The sequence below is a fragment of the Paenibacillus campi genome, from assembly GCF_034659835.1.
Lineage (GTDB): Bacteria > Bacillota > Bacilli > Paenibacillales > Paenibacillaceae > Saccharibacillus > Saccharibacillus campi.
In genome coordinates, this window is record NZ_JAXSQZ010000007.1 from 155,682 (window position 1) to 177,004 (window position 21,323).

17 protein-coding genes are annotated in these 21,323 nt (G+C 47.6%); 13 read left to right on the top strand and 4 right to left on the bottom strand.

Features of this window, described 5'->3' with window-relative positions:
• Nucleotides 1-45 precede the first annotated feature (45 nt).
• The gene (locus tag U1I11_RS16800) at nt 46-2,073 is read left to right on the top strand and encodes an ABC transporter ATP-binding protein (RefSeq protein ID WP_322907286.1); all 2,028 of its coding nucleotides are present in this window, start codon (nt 46-48) and stop codon (nt 2,071-2,073) included.
• Nucleotides 2,054-3,904 (top strand): ABC transporter ATP-binding protein, encoded by a 1,851-nt coding sequence (locus U1I11_RS16805; RefSeq protein WP_322907287.1) that lies wholly within the window; start codon nt 2,054-2,056, stop codon nt 3,902-3,904. The genes U1I11_RS16800 and U1I11_RS16805 overlap by 20 nt, the downstream gene beginning before the upstream one ends.
• A 369-nt stretch (nt 3,905-4,273) precedes the next feature.
• Here the strand turns inward: U1I11_RS16805 and U1I11_RS16810 are convergent, their stop codons facing one another.
• From U1I11_RS16810 to U1I11_RS16820, 3 genes are all read right to left on the bottom strand, one after another.
• Nucleotides 4,274-4,726 (bottom strand): TM2 domain-containing protein, encoded by a 453-nt coding sequence (locus U1I11_RS16810; protein WP_322907288.1) that lies wholly within the window; start codon nt 4,724-4,726, stop codon nt 4,274-4,276.
• A gap of 41 nt (nt 4,727-4,767) precedes the next feature.
• A complete protein-coding gene (locus tag U1I11_RS16815; RefSeq protein ID WP_416235473.1) occupies nt 4,768-5,118 on the bottom strand; it encodes a TM2 domain-containing protein in 351 nt (116 codons plus the stop codon).
• 221 nt (nt 5,119-5,339) lie between these two features.
• On the bottom strand, nt 5,340-5,849 hold the full coding sequence (locus U1I11_RS16820) for an antibiotic biosynthesis monooxygenase family protein (protein ID WP_322907289.1): 510 nt from the start codon (nt 5,847-5,849) through the stop codon (nt 5,340-5,342).
• Nucleotides 5,850-6,022: 173 nt separating this feature from the next.
• Here U1I11_RS16820 and U1I11_RS16825 point away from each other — a divergent pair, with 173 nt between their 5' ends.
• The 11 genes from U1I11_RS16825 to U1I11_RS16875 all read left to right on the top strand — a co-directional run bounded on the left by U1I11_RS16825 (nt 6,023) and on the right by U1I11_RS16875 (nt 19,106).
• Nucleotides 6,023-9,139, top strand: coding sequence for a lantibiotic dehydratase (locus U1I11_RS16825; RefSeq protein WP_322907290.1), 3,117 nt, complete (start codon nt 6,023-6,025; stop codon nt 9,137-9,139).
• Nucleotides 9,130-10,968, top strand: a complete 1,839-nt coding sequence (locus U1I11_RS16830; RefSeq protein WP_322907291.1) for an ABC transporter ATP-binding protein — start codon at nt 9,130-9,132, stop codon at nt 10,966-10,968. The genes U1I11_RS16825 and U1I11_RS16830 overlap by 10 nt, the downstream gene beginning before the upstream one ends.
• A complete protein-coding gene (locus tag U1I11_RS16835) occupies nt 10,950-12,287 on the top strand; it encodes a lanthionine synthetase C family protein (protein WP_322907292.1) in 1,338 nt (445 codons plus the stop codon). The genes U1I11_RS16830 and U1I11_RS16835 overlap by 19 nt, the downstream gene beginning before the upstream one ends.
• A gap of 188 nt (nt 12,288-12,475) precedes the next feature.
• Nucleotides 12,476-12,649 (top strand): gallidermin/nisin family lantibiotic, encoded by a 174-nt coding sequence (locus U1I11_RS16840; RefSeq protein WP_322907293.1) that lies wholly within the window; start codon nt 12,476-12,478, stop codon nt 12,647-12,649.
• Between the two features lie 157 nt (nt 12,650-12,806).
• On the top strand, nt 12,807-13,298 hold the full coding sequence (locus tag U1I11_RS16845) for a NisI/SpaI family lantibiotic immunity lipoprotein (protein WP_322907294.1): 492 nt from the start codon (nt 12,807-12,809) through the stop codon (nt 13,296-13,298).
• A gap of 12 nt (nt 13,299-13,310) precedes the next feature.
• Nucleotides 13,311-14,027 (top strand): lantibiotic protection ABC transporter ATP-binding protein, encoded by a 717-nt coding sequence (locus U1I11_RS16850; RefSeq protein WP_322907295.1) that lies wholly within the window; start codon nt 13,311-13,313, stop codon nt 14,025-14,027.
• Nucleotides 14,024-14,776, top strand: a complete 753-nt coding sequence (locus U1I11_RS16855; RefSeq protein ID WP_322907296.1) for a lantibiotic immunity ABC transporter MutE/EpiE family permease subunit — start codon at nt 14,024-14,026, stop codon at nt 14,774-14,776. The genes U1I11_RS16850 and U1I11_RS16855 overlap by 4 nt, the downstream gene beginning before the upstream one ends.
• A 1-nt stretch (nt 14,777) precedes the next feature.
• The gene (locus U1I11_RS16860; RefSeq protein ID WP_322907297.1) at nt 14,778-15,548 is read left to right on the top strand and encodes a lantibiotic immunity ABC transporter MutG family permease subunit; all 771 of its coding nucleotides are present in this window, start codon (nt 14,778-14,780) and stop codon (nt 15,546-15,548) included.
• 39 nt (nt 15,549-15,587) lie between these two features.
• Nucleotides 15,588-16,250, top strand: a complete 663-nt coding sequence (locus U1I11_RS16865) for a response regulator transcription factor (RefSeq protein WP_322907298.1) — start codon at nt 15,588-15,590, stop codon at nt 16,248-16,250.
• The gene (locus U1I11_RS16870; protein WP_322907299.1) at nt 16,241-17,656 is read left to right on the top strand and encodes a sensor histidine kinase; all 1,416 of its coding nucleotides are present in this window, start codon (nt 16,241-16,243) and stop codon (nt 17,654-17,656) included. The genes U1I11_RS16865 and U1I11_RS16870 overlap by 10 nt, the downstream gene beginning before the upstream one ends.
• A gap of 196 nt (nt 17,657-17,852) precedes the next feature.
• The gene (locus U1I11_RS16875; protein WP_322907300.1) at nt 17,853-19,106 is read left to right on the top strand and encodes a DUF445 domain-containing protein; all 1,254 of its coding nucleotides are present in this window, start codon (nt 17,853-17,855) and stop codon (nt 19,104-19,106) included.
• A 196-nt stretch (nt 19,107-19,302) separates the two neighbouring features.
• Here U1I11_RS16875 and U1I11_RS16880 read toward each other — a convergent pair whose 3' ends face one another.
• Entirely contained in the window at nt 19,303-21,039 is a 1,737-nt protein-coding gene (locus U1I11_RS16880; protein ID WP_322907301.1) for a glycoside hydrolase family 13 protein, read from the bottom strand.
• Between the last annotated feature and the right edge of the window lie 284 nt (nt 21,040-21,323).

A 21,323-nucleotide genomic window follows, 5' to 3' on the forward strand; every position in this document is an offset into this window, starting at 1 on the left:
GTCAGCAGCACAACATTACATATTTTACAGACAAGGGGGAGCACGATGTCATTATTGTTTTCCTTTTTGAAAAAGTACCGGGTTGCCGCTATTCTCGCCTTGTTAATGATGTTGATCGAACTGGCGCTAGAGCTAATACAGCCCTATCTGATCTCCAAAATTATCGATGACGGTATCAGTCGGCAGCATCTGCCTACGGTGCTGTTATGGGGCGGCATATTGCTGGCGGGTACGGTGGTTGCTTTTGGCGCGGGCATATTCAGTTCGTTTTACGCTGCTTATGCCAGTCAAGGGCTAGGTTATGATTTGCGTGAGGCATTGTATCGGAAAGTGCAATCGTTCTCGTATAGCTTGTTTGGACAATTTGCTACTTCATCGCTCATTACACGGCTGACGAATGATGTGACCATTTTGCAGGATATGCTGTTTATGGGGCTGCGTTTTATGTTGCGGGCGCCGTTGCTAGTGATCGGCAGCAGCATTATGGCGCTAATTGTGAACGTGAAGCTTGGTTTGCTGCTCGTCGTTGGGGTACCGATTTTACTGCTGTTTGTAATGGTAATTATGAAGCGTGCGGCAGCGCTGTTTGAACGGGTGCAACGGCGGCTGGATACGGTCAACAATGTGATGCAAGAAAATTTGACCGGGATGCGGCTTATTCGTGTGTTTGTGCGCAAGCAGCATGAACGGCGGCGGTTTGAGCAGCATAGCAGTGAGCTGATGAATGATACCGTGTCCGCACTGCGGCTGACCGAGACGACGATGCCGTTTATTTTGTTTATTATGAATGCAAGCATTATTGCGGTGCTTTGGTTCGGTCATCGCGATATTTTGACCGGTTCGGCTTCGGTGGGTGAGGTGGTAGCGGTCATTAACTATTCGATGCGCACGATGGGCGCGTTATCGATGTTTTCGATGATTGTAGCAGCGTTCTCGCGTGCACGCGCTTCGGCGGGACGGATGGATGAGGTGATGACGGCGCAGGAAGATGATGGCAGAGCAGCACAAATGTCGGCTGCACAACGCAGCGGATCGTCGGCAAAATCGGCGGTTGAAAACGTATTCACATCGTCCGCAGCAGCGCCAGCGGTGCCGACGGATACGCAGCCAACGGAAGTGTCGCAACTGTCCACGACCGATACTATGCTGACAAGAGCTGTAAAGGATGAATTGGCGGAGCAAGGTACGGTTGTGCCGATGGATGCTGTACAGGCGGCTCCATATCGTGATAAACCGACTCGCCTCGTCCCTAGCGCTGATCAGCAGTCGGTAGGGCAGTCTACATCTATATCTACCGGTTCAGCACAAGCGGCAGGAGCGGCAGAGGTGGAGTTACAGCAAGTGCATTTTCGTTACCCGGATACCGAGCGCCTGATTTTGAGCGATATTTCGTTTGTGGCGCGTGCCGGGCGGATGACGGCGATTATGGGCGCGACCGGATCAGGCAAATCGTCGTTAATGCAGTTGATGCTACGTTTGTATGATCCGCATACAGGCAAGATCAGCATCAACGGGCATGATATACGCTCGCTCACAGCGCATGATTTGCGCAGTCGCATCGGTTATGTGCCACAGGAAATTGTACTGTTTACCGGTACGATTCATGAAAATATCGCCTGGGGCAATGAGCAGGCAACGATGGGGGAAATTCAGGAGGCGGCACGGATCGCCCAAATTCATGACACGATTATGAACTTGCCGAGCGGCTATGATACACGGCTCGGTCAGCGCGGCGTCAATTTGTCAGGCGGGCAAAAGCAGCGACTGTCTATCGCGCGCGCATTAGTGCGCAAGCCATCGCTGTTGCTACTGGATGACAGTACAAGTGCACTCGATGTGCGTACCGAAGCGAAGCTGCTGGAACAACTGGCACAGCTATCCTGCACAACCGTGCTGATTACGCAAAAGATCAGTTCGACCATTCGCGCAGACAAAGTATTGCTGTTACAAGACGGTCATCTGATCGCTGAAGGTGATCATCAGCAGCTATTGCAAACGTCAGAGCTATATCGACGCATTTATGCATCCCAGTTTGGAGAGGAGGAGTTGCAGCATGTGGAAGGCGTTTATTGATCCGTTTCGTGTCGCCCGTCCGTCTGCTCCACGTCCTGACGCGCAGCTTGCCGCTTCATCCGCCCAACCGGGCAATCATAAACGCGCCAAAAACTGGCGCAGTACGCTAACACGCATCTGGGCGTATTTGGCGGAACGTCGTTTGAAGCTGTTTATGGTGTTGTTTATGGTATTGCTCACGTCTGCGTTAACACTGCTAGGTCCTTATTTGATCGGGATTGCGATCGATGATTTTCTGGCGCGTGATCGCGGTGGATTATGGATTTGGTTTCTGGCTGGGCTTGCCGCCGTGTATATATTGAACTCGATTACCTCCTGGCTGCAAAATGTATGGATGATTGAGATTGCGCAGGAAACAGTATACCGAATGCGTGCCGATCTGTTTGCTCATTTGCATCGGTTGCCGATTCCGTTTTTTGGCAAACGGCAACAAGGTGAGTTGATGAGCCGGGTGACGAACGATATTGAAAATGTAAGCAGCACGCTGAACAGCTCAGCGATCCAGATTTTCTCGAGCGTATTAACACTGGTCGGTACGCTTGTCGTTATGCTATGGCTAAGCCCGCTGCTGACGCTGCTTACGTTTATCGTCGTGCCGCTAATGGCGTTAGGAATGCGCTGGATTACGCGGCGCACTGGCCCGCTGTTTCGTGAGCGGCAGCGCAATTTGGGCGAGCTGAACGGCTATATCGAAGAAACGCTGTCCGGCGAAAAGATTATTAAAGCGTTCGGACGCGAACAGCAGGTGATCGAGGCGTTTGCCGAGCGCAATGAGCGGATTCGTTTTTCCGGCTTCTGGGCGCAGACGATTTCCGGCTTTATTCCGAAACTGATGAATGGGCTGAACAATTTGAGCTTTGCACTGATCGCCGGTGTGGGCGGTGTGCTCGCTATCCGTGGTGCGATTACGGTCGGGGTCATTGTCATTTTTGTCGAATATGCGCGTCAGTTTACACGTCCGCTTAATGATTTGGCGAACCAGTGGAATACGCTGTTGTCAGCGATTGCAGGCGCTGAGCGTGTGTTTGAAATTATGGATGAGGACGTGGAGGAAGCGGACGAGCATGGGGCGATCGAAGTGGAGCAATTGTCCGGTGCGGTGGAGTTCAAAGATGTATCGTTTGCTTATGATACGGAGCGAAGCGGGGATACATTGCAACATATTTCGTTTGCGGCAGCGCCCGGCGAGATGATTGCGCTGATTGGACCTACCGGTGCGGGCAAAACGACGCTAATTCAGTTGATTTCACGCTTTTACGATGCAGATCAAGGACAGATTACGGTAGATGGGCAAGACATTCGTACGTTGCGACGTTCCAGTCTTAGGCAGCATATGGCGTTTGTATTGCAAGATTCGTTTTTGTTTGAAGGGACGGTGCTGGACAATATCCGGTATGGACGGCTGGAAGCGACCGATGAACAGGTGCGTGCAGCGGCGGAGCTGGCAAATGCGGATACGTTTATTCGCCAGCTACCTGATGGATATGACCATGTATTGAGCCGGGATGGTGGAGGGATTAGTCAAGGACAACGGCAGTTATTGACGATTGCACGCGCGATGCTGGCTGACCCGGCGATTCTCGTATTGGACGAGGCGACGAGCAGCATCGATACCGTCACCGAAATTCGGATTCAGGAAGGTTTACAGCGCTTAATGCAAGGACGAACAAGCTTTGTGATCGCGCATCGACTGAATACGATTCGCTCTGCCGATCAAATTCTCGTGCTGCGCGATGGGCAGATTGTGGAGCGTGGCAATCATGATGAACTGTTGGAGCAGGCAGGCTTTTATAGTGAGTTGTTCCATAGTCAGTTACAAATATCGTCGTAAGTTGGAACGGTGGATAGAGCGTGTGAGCATGAGCTGTTTTACTGTCTACATGACAAATTTGCTACAGCATAGCAGAAGTATAGCAGTATAGCGGTGTAGCAGTGCGATATTGTAGCAGTTTAGCGATAGGCAACCAATGCAAGTAAGATGCACAAATAAGGATAAATACGGCGAACGAGCAAGCAGGCAGTAAGCGTAAAACGCAGTAGAAGGCGCGTAAAAGCATTGCTGATCCGCTCAATTGCACATGCAAGCAAAAAGCCCTTTTCCTAATAGCGGAAAAGGGCTTTTTATGTAAGCAGATGATGTAATAACGAGTGATTAGCTCTATATGATGTAGGTGAAGCTGTAACCAACTGTTTGATCGGTTTACTTTTGCAAATAAGGTGACTGCGGCGCAGAAGGCGGTTGTGATGTGTTGGGCGGTTGTACTGCGCCCGTTCCACGCGCTGTTTGCGGATTGCTGCGCAGCCATTCCAGTTGCTGCATAATTTCGTGTTCAAGCTGTGCATTTATACTGCGTACCATACTCGGAATGAGGAACAGATCGACTACAATCCAGATGAACAATGGCAAGCCGGCGATCGCAAATATAACTAACCCGACAATAGCTGCACTGGTTGGCTCATGTTCACTAAACCCGGAACCAAGTACCATAACAACATATCCAAGCGCAGCAATTAGAAACAGCACAAGCTGCACAATCGCCGTCGCCTTTCGTTTCAAATAAAAGCGATGCACACCAAGATGTCCGCCGATCAGCATAAGATACGCCAGACCGAGCGACTTTTCACGCGGACGCATTTCGGAATTGAGCAACATTAGCTCTTGTGGAGAGAGCTCGTAACGTGTCAGCATCCGAATTAGTAGTGATAATCCGACGAGATTGGTTTTTGCACAAGAATCTGGTCGATCACATTGCTCTCCACATAATCATTGCGCTCTTTGACCCATGTGTGCAATAGAAATGCGTCGACGATCCACCATATCGATGTAACGACCATACCAACGACCGTCAGCGACAAAATCAATTGCGTAACAGCTGAACCGATTTTACCCATGTAAAAGCGATGTCCGCCAAAAATACCGAGGAAATACCATAACACATAGGCAACAACCATGTTTTTGCCATAGGTTTTAACTTCGGATTCCAGCAGCATTAGCTCGCGTGCGTCAAGCTGGCTTTTGCGCTGGAGATTGTAATTCATTCCCATGTCATACCGCTCCATTTCTAAAAGTAGTATAGCAGCCAGTGAGATGGCTCCCAATCGTACTGCCATTTTATCAAGAATAGGCAGTGGAATCTACCATGTTATACGAGGGAAGACGGAATTTGTTACATTTTTCATGTTAACAATGGAATAGGTCAAACGTAAACAGCCTGTTCTCTGTTGGAGAACAGGCTGTTATAGCATAAGTGATCAGCATAGGCTGCTTACAGATCGACCGTAAATGTTTTCACAAAGGAAGGGCGCGGAAAAATCGACGGCTGCTGCACATCGATGCCTTCTTCAGTATGGCGTTTGCGGTGCGCATGGCTGTACGCCTGCGATTGCTGCCATGCTTTGAAATGTTGCTCGTCTTCCCATAGCGTCATAATGACATACGTATCATCATCGAGCGGGCGCAGCACACGAATGCCGACAAAGCCCGGCTCCTCCTCGACTTTGCGCGCACGATTCATAAAGCGCTGCTCAAACGCAGATCGTCCGTCGGCGGTCACCGGAATATTGTTGAGCACCGCAAAATTGCCGCCAACACGCCCGCCGCTGTCCAGTACTTCATAGCTAAACGTATGCTGGGAGCGAATATCTACCGGCAAAATTTCGTCGATCTCCATCACATAGCGAACATCGCCGTCATGCCGCATCGAAATGACCTCTGGCAAATGAGCGGCTTCCGGAAATTGCTCATGAATATTGTGAGAGCTGATGTACATGTACATAAAATATTCCTCCCATCGCTTCCATACGATTCTGATAAAAAATTGATATTTATACCTTAAAATAAATTCCACAGTTTATCAATGCTACACAATTGTTGTTTACATAACACTTCGTGCACATCTAACAAATTCGTGCTGCCTTCAATACATTTATTCGAAAAGAGGTCATACATATGAAGTCACTTTTTCAGCCGGTCGGACAGTATATGGTACGCCTTCCGCTTAGTCCTGTTGCCGATCCAACAGCCCCTCATCCTATGCAAGGAACGGACGAGCAATTGGCACAATGGTGCCGTGATCCGCTATTTCGTGAGCAGATTTTGATTGCAAGTCGTACTTTGTATGACACGATGAATGTGTATTTGAACGATCCAGACAAGTTAACTGGGAAAAAGAAGCGTAACTTTGTGCAAGCGATGTTGAAATATGCTGGACGGCGCGCATGTCGTACGACTCCGTTTGGTCTGTTTACAGCTGTCGGTGTCGGGCAGTTTGCAGCGCATAATCAATGGACATATGATCATCGGCAACTTCGCAAACTGGCGCGCGTTGATCTGGAATGGCTATTTTTGCTCATTAAACGGTTGGAACAGGAGTGCAGCGCACAGCTTTATTTCAAATTAAATTCGGCTTGTTATATGAAAGGGGATCGTGCGTATTTGCTGTATAGTCTGGACGGTCAATCGGAAGATGTGCAAATTCGCGCTACACCTGCATTTCAAATTTTGTATGAACATAGCCGGACAGCATCTTCATTCCCTGCACTCGTGCAGACGTTACTACATCATTACCCCGATACACCGGCAGAGCGCATCCAGCAGTATGTACAGGAGATGGTCAATCAGGAATTTCTGATTTCCAATTTGCGCCCGCCGCTGAATGTTAGCGATCAATTCGCCTTTGTAATTGAGCAATTGGAAAGCTGCCATCTGAATGCTGAACTGATTGCACAACTGCAACAGATTCAGCATATGATCTGTAATTATAATGCTACCGAGCCGGGAGATGGGGAAGCTGCTTACTTGCAACTCGTGCAGGCGATGCAGCATATCCAATCATCCGCCTCCCCATTACAGATTGATACCGGCATACATCATGATGAGCGATTCACCGCTTCCGCATTATGTCTGGACAAGGATATCGCAGAGCAAATGGCACATCTGGCGTCTATGTTATCCGCTGTAGCGATACCACTTGAACAAAGACAAGGCTACTGGGAACAGTATAAACATAAATTTATCGAAAAATACGGCGTCGATCGCGAAGTACCTTTGCTGGAAATGCTCGATACCGCTACTGGGATTGGAGCGCCATATTCGTATACACATCCAGCCAATGATTATTTTGAGCACATTCAGCCGGGCGAGTATGTTACACCTGCATTTAAAAGTTTGCTGTTGCTTCATTACACGGAAGCAGTGCAACAAGGAACGCCGATTGAATGGACGCGGCAGCAGTTTGCGAATCATGTTCATATCGAACCGGATCATAGCGAAGTTCCGGTTTCGCTAGAATTGAACTTCTTATTACGTATGCGAGACGGGCAACCGCTGCTTTATGTGGGACCGAATATCGGTTCCAGACAGGCGGGCAAAACGTTTGGACGCTTTGCGCATCTGTCGTCACGTATACATACAGTATTGGAACAGATTCATAGTCATGAGCATACACTGCGCAGTCAGCACGATGAACAGATGTGTGAACTTAGCTTTATTCCTCACCAGATTCGTTCTGGCAATGTGACGCGCAATGCTAGCGGGCGCGCCAAGGAAATGGCTTTATTTACGAACAGTTCGCGTCATACAGCAGATCAGGTGAGCATAGACGATATCGCGATCGGTATTCATAACAATCGCTTTTATGCCCGGCATCGCCGGAGTGGACAATTGCTCGTATTTGGTGCGAACAATATGCTGAATCCGTTAATGACGGCGAATGCGATTCGGTTTTTGCAAGAAATGGAAGAACATCGTCGGCGCAATTGGAGTTATTTTCCGTGGACAGATGTGTACAAAGCATTTAAATATGTACCGGAAATTCGTTATGAAGGCATTGTGCTGTCCGGTGCACAGTGGCAGATCAATTTATATGATCTGTACGACCATGACAAACCAGATGGAGCCGACTTTGCCGAACGGTTCCAGTCGTTCCGTCTGCGGTATCGTTTGCCGACAAGCTTTTATATTGCAAATTCGGATCATCGACTCGTTGTCGATACGGAAGATGATCGCTCTTTGCACATGTTATTCACTGAACTTCGCAAAGCAGGCAGTCAAAATATACAGCTGGTCGCGCTGGAAGATGGCGAACCCGCCGTTTATGATACGGAAGGACGCGGTTATGTGGCGGAAGTAGTCGTACCGTTCATGCGGATCGCAGCGGAGCCGCCGCAGTTCATTCAGCCGAAACTATGCAGCATGGAGCTAGAACAGCAACGATTGAAAATGCCATTGGACGATTGGCTCTATATTAAGCTGTACGGCAAACAAGCACGCGAGCAAGAATTGATTGCGTTTGAATTATTGGATTTCTGTCGCGAATTGTCTGCCCAGTTGCCGGTTCAGCATTTTTTTATGCGTTATATGGACCCGAAGCCGCATATAAGGCTTCGTTTCTCTGCTGATCCGGCTACGTTGTTACGGATGTTGCCGGATGTGTTGGACTGGTTGAAAGGGCTGCAACAGCAAGGTTTAATTGCGGAGTATGTCATTGCTGCGTACGATCGCGAATTGGAGCGTTATGGTGGTGTCGCTGCGATTGGAGCGGCAGAACGATTGTTTAGTGCCGACAGCTTTGTCGTCGAATCGATTTGGCGTGCACAACGACTAAAACAATTGCCATTGGAGCAGGATACGATTGCGATCGTCTCGATCATACGTCTGCTCCAGCAGTTACAGCTTAATCCGCAGCAGCAACTCGATATTTTAAGTCGTCAGGGCGTATCGAATAGCGAATATCGTACGGAGTTTAAGCAACAGGCAGCCTATTATACCGGGCTTTGCGATCCTGCGGATCGCTGGCAGCAGCTTAGTGCAGAACATGGGGGCAAACAACTGCTCGATCTGCTCGCACTGCGGGATGCACATGCGCACGAATATGCGACTTATTTGCAGCATGATCTGCCGTTGACGGCACATCCGGCTAATATGATCGGCAGTGTGCTCCATCTGCATTGCAACCGTCTGCTTGGCACAGATCGTGCCAAAGAACGCCGGGTGCTGGCATTGACCGCGCATACGCTGCATGCTCTGCATAGCCGCAACCGGGAAGGAAGTTTAGTATGGACGTAAACGAAACTTTTCGCTTGCGTGACTTGTTGTTCACGCTGCGTCAGCTTCCCCAAACATTGCAGCTTGTATTTCGCTTGGAAGGCAGACTGTTTATCGTTATTGCTGCGCTTAGTTTGATTACCGGGCTAGCGCCGATTGCGACATTGTATATTTCGCAGGAATTGATCAACTCATTAGTGCATATCCAGTCGGGACTGCAACCGATTCTATGGCTGTTTGGTACGTATATCGTAGTGACGTTAATCTCGGAATTGATTTCACAAACGATGGATTATTATAATACGCGTTTTCAGTTCAGTATGAATTACAAATTAAATTATATGATTATGGAGAAAAGTGGACGGCTAGCATTAGAAGACTTTGAAAATCCGGAAGTATACGATCGACTGGAACGCATTACGCGTGAAATTTCGTATAAACCGTTTCAGATTTTCCAATCGTTTATTGCGATGATTACAGCAGCGGTGACGTTAGTATCGGCGATTGTTTTTCTGATGACGTGGAACTGGTTTATCGCGGTGCTGCTATTGCTCGTGCCGATGTTGTCGCTGTTTTACTTTTTGCGGATCGGGCAGCAGGAGTTTTTTATACAGTGGAAGCGTACGGGGGAAGAACGGAGAGCATGGTATTTAAATTATATTTTGACGCATGATTTCTCCTTTAAGGAAGTGAAGCTATACGGGTTGAAACGGTATATTTTGGATCATTATTTGCGCATTAAACGCAAATTTCTGGAACAGGATACGGCTGTGCTGCGGCGTAAGACGGCGTTTAACTTTACGTATGAAATTATCGTGCAGATCGTAGGTGCGATTGTGATTTTGCTGGCGATTTTGTCCGCTTATGCCGGTCGGATTATGGTCGGTAACGTGTTAAGCTGCATTCGTTCGGTAGGGATGGTACAGAGCAATTCGCAAATGATCATTAATCAGATTTATGCGATTTATAATAGCAATTTGTATATGAATCAGCTGTTTGAATTTTTGGACTATCGGGAGGAAGTCATTCCCGCGCATTTGCAAGCAGGCGACTATAACGAAGCGATCCGCGAGCTTGAAATTGAACATGTGAGCTTTGCTTATCCAGGCAGTGAACAGCGTAGTTTGGAAAATATTAGCCTTACGTTTCGTGCTGGCGAACGCGTCGCAATTGTCGGACCAAATGGTTCAGGCAAAAGTACATTGATCAAATTGTTGGCAGGTCTGTATCGTTTGCAGCACGGCAGTATTCGGATCAACGGTCAGCCTATCGATCATATTCATCCAGCCGATTATAGCAACCAGCTGGCGGTATTGTTTCAAGATTATATGAAATATGAGATGACGTTGCAGGAAAATATCGGCTTCGGTCAGGTAGAGCGCATACACGATACCGAGCAAATGAAAGTGATATTGGAACGGATGCAAGCTCAGTTTGTGAGTGAAAACGGCGCTTACAATCTAAACATGCAGCTTGGATTATGGTTTGATGAAGGGCATCAACTGTCCGGCGGACAATGGCAAAAGATCGCACTTGCCCGCACTTATTTTCGCAATGCTTCGGTATATATTTTGGATGAGCCGAGTGCCGCGCTTGATCCGATCGCGGAAAAGGAAACGTTTGATACCTTTTTTCGCTTATCCCGGCAAAAGATCGGTATCTTTATCTCACATCGATTGGTAGCCGCCCAACAAGCGCACCGCATTATTGTAATGGATCAGGGACGGGTCGTGGGCGAAGGTGTGCATGAACAGCTATTGCGCGATTGTCTGGTATATCGGCATATGTATGAAGCGGAAAATTACGAAATTGATAGGGGAGGCGAAGCGGAGTGGAAACAAGTGCAATAACGGCAACCGGTTTGCCGATCGTCGATCGGATCAAACAGATCGCGCTCAATATGCAAGATTATGATCGTTTGCTCGCTATCGTCACTCATCCTCATAACGATTTGCAGTTTGGCGATGAGCGGATTCGTCCGTGGAATGTTGCTTCATTGAGCCACGGCATTCCGGGCATCTGTATGTTGTACGCTGAACTGCATGCTCATTTTCCGGAAGAAGGCTGGGATCAACGGGGGCATCATTATCTGTCTATTCTTGTACAGCATATCGCTCAGGAAGGTATACAGCGTTCGTCTTTATTTGCCGGTGCAGCTGGAATCGGCTTGGCTACCGTCTGTCTATCTCAAAATGGGCAGCTGTATGGCAAATTTACGCAGCGTATTCATGAGTACTTGCTCATGCATGTGCCCTTTATGCTGGACAATGCTAGCACAGGCAGTGTACGGAGTGGAGATTATGATGTGATCGAAGGATTGAGCGGCATCGCTGCGTATCTGTTATCGTTCCGGCAAGACGAGCAGATACGGTCATTGCTGGAAAGGGTACTGGATTATTTGATCGAACTGGCGCAGCCGATTCAAGTCGGTCGACTCACTGTACCAGGTTGGCACATTCCAGCCGCCAATCAATTTAGTGAGCGCGAGAAACAGCAGTATCCAGACGGCAATTTCAATCTTGGTTTGTCACATGGTATTCCAGGCCCTTTAGTCGTACTGTGTAAAGCTTGGCAGCAAGGTGTGCGCAGAACAAACCAATTGCAAGCCATCCATGAGATGGGCGCGTTTGTGATCCAATTTGCTAGTACAGACCAACACGGACATCGATTTTGGAAAGGCTGTATCGGTATGGATGAGTTCCAGCAAGGCGAAGCTCATGCACAGACGGAATTTCGGCGTGATGCCTGGTGCTACGGCAGTCCCGGGGTATGTGTGGCACTGTGGCACGCGGGAGAGGTGCTTGCCAGAGCGGAGTGGAAGCAGCTAGCACTCGATACATTGGAGCATACGCTGGAACATATCCATCATATTTATTCACCGACGTTTTGCCACGGGTTTGCCGGTATCGCTCAAATCGCTAGCAACTTTCAGTTATGGAGCGGATCGCCACGTCTGCAAGCCCATATTGATCGTTTAAAAGCGACCATGATGGAGCATGATGATCCACAGTATGCATTTGGATTTGCCAATTTGGAACATTTTGAGCAACGAGGGATGACGGCTGTGCAATATGCCGGCTTGTTGGATGGTACAACCGGTACGGCACTGACATTGTTACATCTGGAATTAGGGCAACGTACACCTTGGCAGCATGCCTTTCTGTTGTGAGCAAAGGAGCAAGGAGGCGCGAGACGGCAGCCCGTCCCTTTATTCCGTCCCGGCGTCGTTACTGCCACAACATCCCTTTTTTAATATATTTACTAATTTGAAAAATATATATTATAAACTCATATTCTGATAAAATCCTGATATTTGCCGTTTACAATGAACTCATCCCGAAGAAAGGAGTGAGTACAATGGCAAAATTCGATGATTTCGATCTGGATTTGGTGAAAAACCCGCAGCAATCTGCTTCGAAAGTAGAGCCGCAATGGCAAAGCAAAAGTCTCTGTACACCAGGTTGTATTACAGGTGTATTGCAAACATGCTTTATCCAAACTGCGACTTGCAACTGTCATATCAGTAAGTAATTAAACGGGTCGTATACATATGTATACTATAAAATCTGGACACGACCTGTGTATGAAATGATTGCAAGCGGGGGACGAAAGCTACCTTTATGGTAAGCGGCGGACTCCGCTTTTTTTATATCGTTTGCAATCTATGCTAGATAAGGGAGGTAAAGCTATGAATGCGGTCAAAGGGATAGCTGTAGTCGTTTGTATGGCGCTTGTTTGTGTATGTACCGGCTGTCAAAGTGTGAATCAATTTAAGCAAAAAGTCATTACCGAAACCGAGAAAACAGCCAGTTATACGGTCGATCCGGATGTAGAGCCTGTGACGATGGAACAATTAATCGATCAAGGTCGTACGGATTGTTTTGTATTTAATGGCGTTGTGTATCAGATGCAACATGAGGTGAAAGCGGATCAAGTCGGGCGTGCGCTTGGATCGGTAGGGGAAATGTATTTTGTCGATCAAAATGGCAAACGGTGGAGCAAACAGGAGTTGAAGCAGCAGTCGTATGTATATGCGAATCCACAAAATGTGCGCGAAAAAAAACCATTAAAATACGGAGTTGTCTATCAGCTCAAACAGACCGCAGCTGACGCTGAACACGAATCGGTTATTATTCGTTTCAATGATCAATATAGGCTGGCTACTAAATCTAAACGATAGAGGATGGATCATATGAGTGAATATATATTGGAAACGCAAAAACTCTCCAAAACATTCGGACGCGAAACCGCTGTTGCCGATGTTAGTTTGCAAGTTCGACGCAATAGCGTATACGGTCTGCTTGGACCGAATGGTGCAGGAAAATCCACTACGTTGAAAATGTTAACCGGGCTGTTGTCGCCGACTTCCGGTAACATTATATTCGATCATCATAAATGGAGCCGACGCGATTTGAGTCAGATCGGAGCATTGATCGAATCACCACCGTTATATGCCAATCTGACGGCGCGTGAAAATTTAAAAGTGCACAGCATTTTACTCGGACTACATGACAAGCGCATTAGCGAAGTGCTGGAAATGGTCGCCCTAACCCATACCGGTCGGAAAAGAGCAGGGCAATTTTCGATGGGCATGAAACAGCGGCTAGGCATCGCGATCGCCTTATTGAATCGTCCGCAGCTGTTAATTTTGGATGAACCGACTAACGGTCTCGACCCGATCGGTATTCAGGAGCTGCGCGAATTGATCCGTTCGTTTCCACAAATGGGGATGACGGTAATTTTATCAAGCCATATTTTGTCCGAAGTGGAGCTGATCGCTGACCATATCGGCATCATTAACAATGGTAAGCTTGGCTATCAGGGCGAAATTCATCCGGATGATGATCTGGAACAGCTGTTTATGAATGTAGTACAAGCCGACCGGATGCGGAAAGGAGTGAGCGTATGATTCGCTATGTGCGTGCAGAACATCTCAAATTCAAAAAGTCTTTTTCACGTAAATTGTTGCTGGTCGCGCCAGTAATGGTGCTGCTATTTTCCTTTTTTATGAATCCGATGTATACGGTGACGAATACGTTTAACTGGTGGTCTATTTTCTTTATGCCGCTCGTCATTGCGCTGCTCAGCGGTTTATCTCATCAAAAAGAGGAACGGTCGATCGGGTATAACCGTATCTTTTCGCTGCCTGTCTCTTTGTCTAAAGTGTGGTATGCCAAAGTGAGCGTAATTGCAATGTATACGTTATGTATGCTGATCTTTTTTGAAATCGTATTGTTGTTGTTTCAAATCGTCATGCCGATCGGTGGACAATGGTCGAATATATCGCTTGCTGTAGGGTTACTCTGGATCGGAACATTATGGCAAATTCCATTTTGTTTATGGCTGGCACGCAAATGGGGATTGATCACTGCCCTACTCGTTAACGCGGTAGGCGGCATGGGCTTAGGTACGTATATGGCACCATTGCCGATATGGTGGCTCAACCCGTGGAGCTGGTCGATTCGGATGATGTGTCCGGCGATTGGGGTACATCCGAACGGCGTACCACTTGCTCCGGGAGATACGCTGTGGAATCCAGCGGTCATTTCAATAGCTACGCCGCTAGCAATTGTGCTGTTTGTGCTGCTGATCGTTTGGACGGGATTCGTATTCGCAGGGGTGGCGCGCTCATCTCGTCTACAAACGGAGGTGAATTAAGATGATCGCGGTCTGGCGTTGTGTTCATGCCGATTGGTACAAAATGAAGCGGACTCCGTTTGTCTGGATGCATGTGGGCTTACCGCTACTCTGGACATTGATCTATTTACTGTATGTACAAGGCAGAACGTATACGATCGTCAATCTGTATACAGGTTATATGGAAGTGCTAGGTGCGATGATGCCGTTACTATCGGGCATCATTTGCGGCATGGTGGCGACTCAGGAAGAACAGGCAGGTCATTTTCAAAATGTATTGACGCGCACTCGTATTAAAGAAACCGGCTATATTAGCAAGCTGCTGCTCGTATGGGGCTGTGGCAGCTTGTCGATTGTATTGTCCGTATTGCTGCTTGGTGGCGGAATCACATTGCTATTGCCGACAGGACAAGTTGCGTATGGAACATTTCTGCTCGGAGCCGTCTATTTGCTGCTCACTAGTGTTATACTGTACGTAATCCAGTTATGGGTAAGTTTTACATTCGGTATCGGAGCGTCTATTTTATTAGGCGGTTCAGGTACGTTAATTGCTGCGATTATGATTACCGGTTTGGGCGATCATATTTGGCATTATATTCCTTGGGCTTGGGGTGTACGTATGACTGATAGTATCGCATTGCTGCGTATGGACGCATTGACCGGCACGGTGCAGTCGTATTTGCAACACGATATGGCAACAGGCTGGTTATGGATCATTACGGCGAGCCTCATTACGCTAATGGGAAGTCTAGTCTGGTTCCGTCACTGGGAAGGAAGACGAGCGTACGAATAAGCAGAACTGGAGACCAATTACGAGGCAGGAGTGATGGTCGTGTTCAAAATACTGGCGATCGATGATGATCGTGATATTCTTACACTGATCTACAATATTTTGCAACTGGATCAGCATCTCGTTAGCGTTCATGATCAAGTTCATCAACTAACGATTGCGGATGTGCAAGGATATGATTTGATTTTGCTTGATGTGATGATGCCGCAGCTCAATGGATTTGATTTTTGCCGTATGATTCGAGATGCGGTCGATTGTCCGATTTTATTTTTGACGGCACGTTCGGAAGAAGAAGCGATCGTACAAGGACTGATGACAGGTGCCGATGATTATATTACGAAACCGTTTGGTGTACAAGAATTAAGAGCGCGTGTGAATGCGCATTTAAGGCGTGAGAAAAGGGAGAAACGACCGTCTCGTCAGCAGATTGGTGAATTCACATTTGATTTTGAGCTCCGGCAAATTTGGATTGGCGATGTGCAGTTGCATGTCACGAAGAACGAATACAAAATATGCGAATGTCTAGCTCGCAATCGCCATCATGTGTTCACGAGGGAAGAAATTTACGAAGAAATTTACGGTATGGACGGCAATGCACTATATTCGACCATCACTGAATTTATCCGGTCGATCCGCAAAAAATGTAAACAACATAACCGGATGCCGATTACAACCGTCTGGGGTGTTGGATACCGGTGGGAATAAAAATACATACACGCAAAACGACGCTGCGCCGAGAATTGTTTAAGTATTTGCTTGCGCTTGGACTTAGTTTTGTGCTGGTTATCGGTCTGTATTTGGCACTCACTACGTTTGCGATTCGTGCAGGCTGGGTTTTTCCTGCCAACTACAATGAACAACTGATCAAGCAAGGGGAAGCGATCATCCGCGAAGCGCCAACGGTTCGTGAAGATATGCTGCCACTTGGCTCCAAATACGTCGTGCTCGATAAACAGACTCATGCGGTGCTATATGGCAATATGGACGATGCAGAAGTCAAGCTGGCGAGTCAACTCGTTAACGGGCGCTCTCCGGCGTATTATGGACAGACCGTGTACACGCTAATTGATCGTCTGCATGATTACTGTGTATTGCAATCCGATCTGCGTCCGCAATTCAGCTCGCCCTTTTTACGCCGTCATCTGCCCAATTATGAGTTGACCGGCAATGTGCTGCTAGGGTTGTCGATCGTAATCATCTCTTTTCTGGTGACGACGGTATTTGCCAGAAGATTTCAAAATAGTCTCAAAACGCTAACACGGATGACCCGGCATATTCAAAATCAGAATTTGGATTTCGCCGAGAAAAAATCGGGCATTCAAGAGTTTGACGATGTAGCACAGGCATTGCTAGAAATGAAAGATGCGTTGCAGCAATCGTTAGCGACGCAATGGAAAATGGAACAGACCAAACAGGAGCAAATTGCCGCGCTTGCCCATGATATTAAAATTCCGGTTACGATTATTCGCGGCAATGCAGAATTGCTCAGTTTGTCCGAGCAAAATCATGAGCAGGATATGTACACAAAGTACATTTTGAATGCGAGTGACAAAATTGATCAACATGTGCGGATGTTAATTATGATGTCACGCACTGACAGTGGTGTGACGCTGCACAAAGAGAATATTATGATCCAAGAATGGCTGCATGAACTGTTGAATGATACCCGTGCATACGCCGGCTGCAAGCATATTAGCATTGAACAGCAAGCGCAATGTAACGATATGGTCATACCGCTCGATAAGCAGTTGTTTCATCGTGCGCTAATGAATATTGTTGCCAATGCACTCGATCATACGCCGGAAGGTGCCAGTATGCATATTCATATCCATTGTGATCGGCATGGATTAACGATCGTTATTACGGATAGTGGGCCAGGCTTTACAGCCGAGGCGTTGGAAAAGGCGACAGAGCTATTTTACCGAGGGGACAAAGGCAGAAATGCAGACGGTCATTACGGCATGGGGCTTACGTTTGCCGACTATGTTATCAAACTGCATCATGGATCACTACAATTGCAAAACGATCTGAAAGGTGGAGGCGGACAGGTGACGATTCGGATGCCGGTTAAATCGGAACATACGCCTGCCGTGGACAATGGAGCCGTTTAGGACGCATACGCTGCCAGTATAAATAAACGACACCTTTCAGTCCCTGCTCAACGTATCTATAATGGAGCACGACGACCGCTGTTGATTCAGCTTGCGCTGGATTGACTTAATAGTATGTGGGATTTTGAAGTGTGCTATACTATTGCACATCCGGTCACATGGTCGACGTGGAGTGAAGCGTTGGAGGAGGAAAATTATGAACTCAAGGTATTTGGCGAGTATTTCGCTTGCGGTAATGGCAGCCGGATTTATCGTGACGCTGTTTCTGCCGCAAACGACACTCGTTTTGCTCATTCAGGGCGGCTTTGAAGCCGGGCTGGTCGGCGGGATTGCCGACTGGTTTGCGGTAACCGCGTTGTTCCGGCATCCGCTCGGATTGCCGATCCCGCATACATCGCTGTTAACCCGTAATCGCGAGAAGATTATTCGCTCGCTCATCTCAGCGATGGAGAACGAATTGCTCAACAAGGAAAGTATTGAAAATAAACTGCGTCAGTTCAAGCTGTTTCCGTTTGCACTGTCCGCGATTACACGTCAGCTTGGCAAAAAAGCGATTCGGCGCGAATTGATCAATCTGGTCATTCCACCGGTACAGCGGATGGACATGGAGCCGATCGCCCATTTTGTCACATCCGGTCTGGCAGATTATATGCACAAAGCCGATCTGCAAGCGGCAGGCAATAAAGTGTTAACCCATATGTTGACCGAGCGTTATGATGAAAAAGTGCTCGATCATTTGCTCAAACAGGTGCATAACTGGGCAAGCAAGCCGCAAAACCGCGATAAACTCGGTAAAATCGCTTTGGAACAAATGGAAAATATTAATCTTGGCGGCTTCAAAGGGTTTGCTTTTCAAGCGTTTGCCGGCATGATTAACGAAGAAATGGTCGGCGGTATTTTGCAAAATGCGATCATGTCTGCAATGGATAATTTGCAACAACCGAGCAATGAATACCGGGAATCGATGCTGCGCGAGCTGCGTGTACAGATGTTCCAAGTCGTCGATGATGAGAATACATGGGTACGGGTCAAAGACTGGGCAGGCGATATGCTGCGCGGTGAAGCCGCTCAATTGTTCATCATGGAGCGACTGGAAGAAGTACGCGCGATGGCGATTCGCATGCTGGAACGCGAACGTGATACCGGCGCCAAAAATCTGTTCCGGATGTACCGCACCGTCATCCGCGAGCTTGGCAAAGATCAGGAAAAGGTGCGTGGCTGGGAAGATCGCCTGCGTAACGGCATCATTCACGCCGTTAGCCGCAACCATTACCGGCTCGGTCAGCTCGTCAAAGAAAACCTCGATCAGATGGACAACGATACACTCGTTCATATGCTAGAGGAAAAAGTCGGTCAGGATTTACAATGGATTCGCGTGAACGGCGCGATCTGTGGTTTTATCGTCGGTATTATTTTGTCACTCATTCATCTGAGCTTAGGTGCACTGTAATCCGCTCGCTTATACCGCTTCACAACTGTAAACGCCCATCTGTACATCAGGGAGATTTTCCCCCTAATGTAGCGGATGGGCGTTTGTATTTGGCGAGTAAAAAAGATGCGCCAACACGCCAAGTTTGCGTATACGCTTCACAACTTGATCGTCGTTTAAAAAACAGTGCTGCCACAACAAGTACAAATCTGCATTATTAACTGTCCAAAATCGAAATCCCCCGGAACACGAGCGATTCATACGGCTTCATCATCGCCGGCTGCTGCGAAATCAACGCCCGCGCCACATCGCGTGAATGATCCTCATGCGTACACAGGATCAACTCCGCCGTTTCCAAGCGCGCTACCAGTTCCTGCGGAAGCTGTAACTCCGTCTTTGAACGCGAGAAGTTTAGCATAATGAACCAATGCTCATCATTCCATTCACGTGTATAGGCGAAAATATGATCATGTTCGGATAGGATACATTCATATTTGCCGTACAGCAATGCCGCGCTTTGGCGGCGCAGATGGATTAAAGTGCGATACAGATTGAAGATCGAATGCGGATCATCGAGCTGATGCTGCACATGAATCTCATCTTTATTGGCATTGACCGGTATCCACGGTTGCTGCTGCGAAAAGCCAGCGTATTCGCTATCATCCCACTGCATCGGTGTACGTGCATTGTCGCGTGCTTTGGTACGAATCCGTTTCATAATGTGCTCCGGGTTTTCGCCATGTTCGTTGACCATTAGCTCGTAATACATACGCGCTTGCTGCTCGGTCACATCGTCGATCGTATGCAGATGGGCGGCATTGGTCATGCCGATTTCGTCGCCCTGATAAATGTACGGTGTGCCGCGCAATGTCAATTGAAAAATGCCGAGCATTTTGGCGGATTCGACACGATGCTCGCCATCATCGCCCAAATACGACACAAGGCGTGGATGATCATGATTGCTTAAATACGTGCCCATCCAGCCTTCGCCATACAGATCGTTTTGCCATTTGGCGACGATTTGTTTTAGCTCATGCAAATCCCACGGCTTGCTTTTCCACATGTCTTTCGGATCATCGCATATTTTGGACGCTTCGATCATTAGCACCATATTCATTTCTTCGCGCTCCGGGTTCGTATACTCTTTTACATCTTCCAGCGATACGTCAGACGCTTCGCCGGTCGTAAACATATTGTAATGGCAAAACACTTCGGTATACATTTCATGCAAATATTGATGAATATGCGGGCCATTTTTGTAAAATTCGGCTGAGTTGGCTTGCATTTTGTCGGTATCGGTCGCTGGCGGAAAGCTCGTATCTTTGGAGATCGCATTAACCGCATCGATCCGGTAACCATCAACCCCCTTATCCAGCCAAAAGCGCATCACATTGTGCATATCGCGTCTAACTTTACGGTTATCCCAGTTCAAATCAGGCTGATGCACACTGTAGGAATGCAAATAATATTGCCCGGTTGTCTCATCATACTGCCACATGGAATCACCGAGAAATGAAGTCCAATTGTTCGGCGGCCCGCCATCCGCAGCCGGATCACGCCAGAAGTAGTAATCCCGATACGGATTGTCGCGTGAAGTGCGGGCTTGTTTGAACCATTCATGCTGATCGGATGTATGGTTAACGACCAAGTCCATAATCAGCTTCATCTTGCGCTCATGCAGCGCGGCTAATAGCTGTTCCCAATCGTCCATCGTACCGTATTCCGGATTGATTGCACAATGGTCGATCACATCATAACCGTAGTCAACATTCATCGTCGGATAAATCGGTGGCAACCAGATCACATCAATCCCAAGTTCGTGCAAATAATCCAGTCTGGATATAATGCCCGGAATATCACCGATGCCGTCATTGTTGCTATCCTGAAAGCTGCGCGGATAGATTTCATAAATAACGCTTTCTTTCCAAAATTCAGGCTTCATTATTTTTTTCATAAACGGTTCTCCTATCTCTATAATTACGTTTGTGATCTGATGCGTGATCGGTTACAGGTGTGTGTAGCTGTCCAATCGTATAGATGTGCCAACTACCGATATGTCGTCAATACGTATGGATGAGCAGGAAAAACGGAAATGTGCATTCCCGATTGCTGTCCAATGGATTGCGCAAAATGTAATAAAGTCTCTACTTTGTAATACCCGCATCCCGGCTCATACAATCGGTTAGGCTGCATTCGAGCCGTCGCTCCATGTATAAAGGAATGCGTCAGTATAACAAT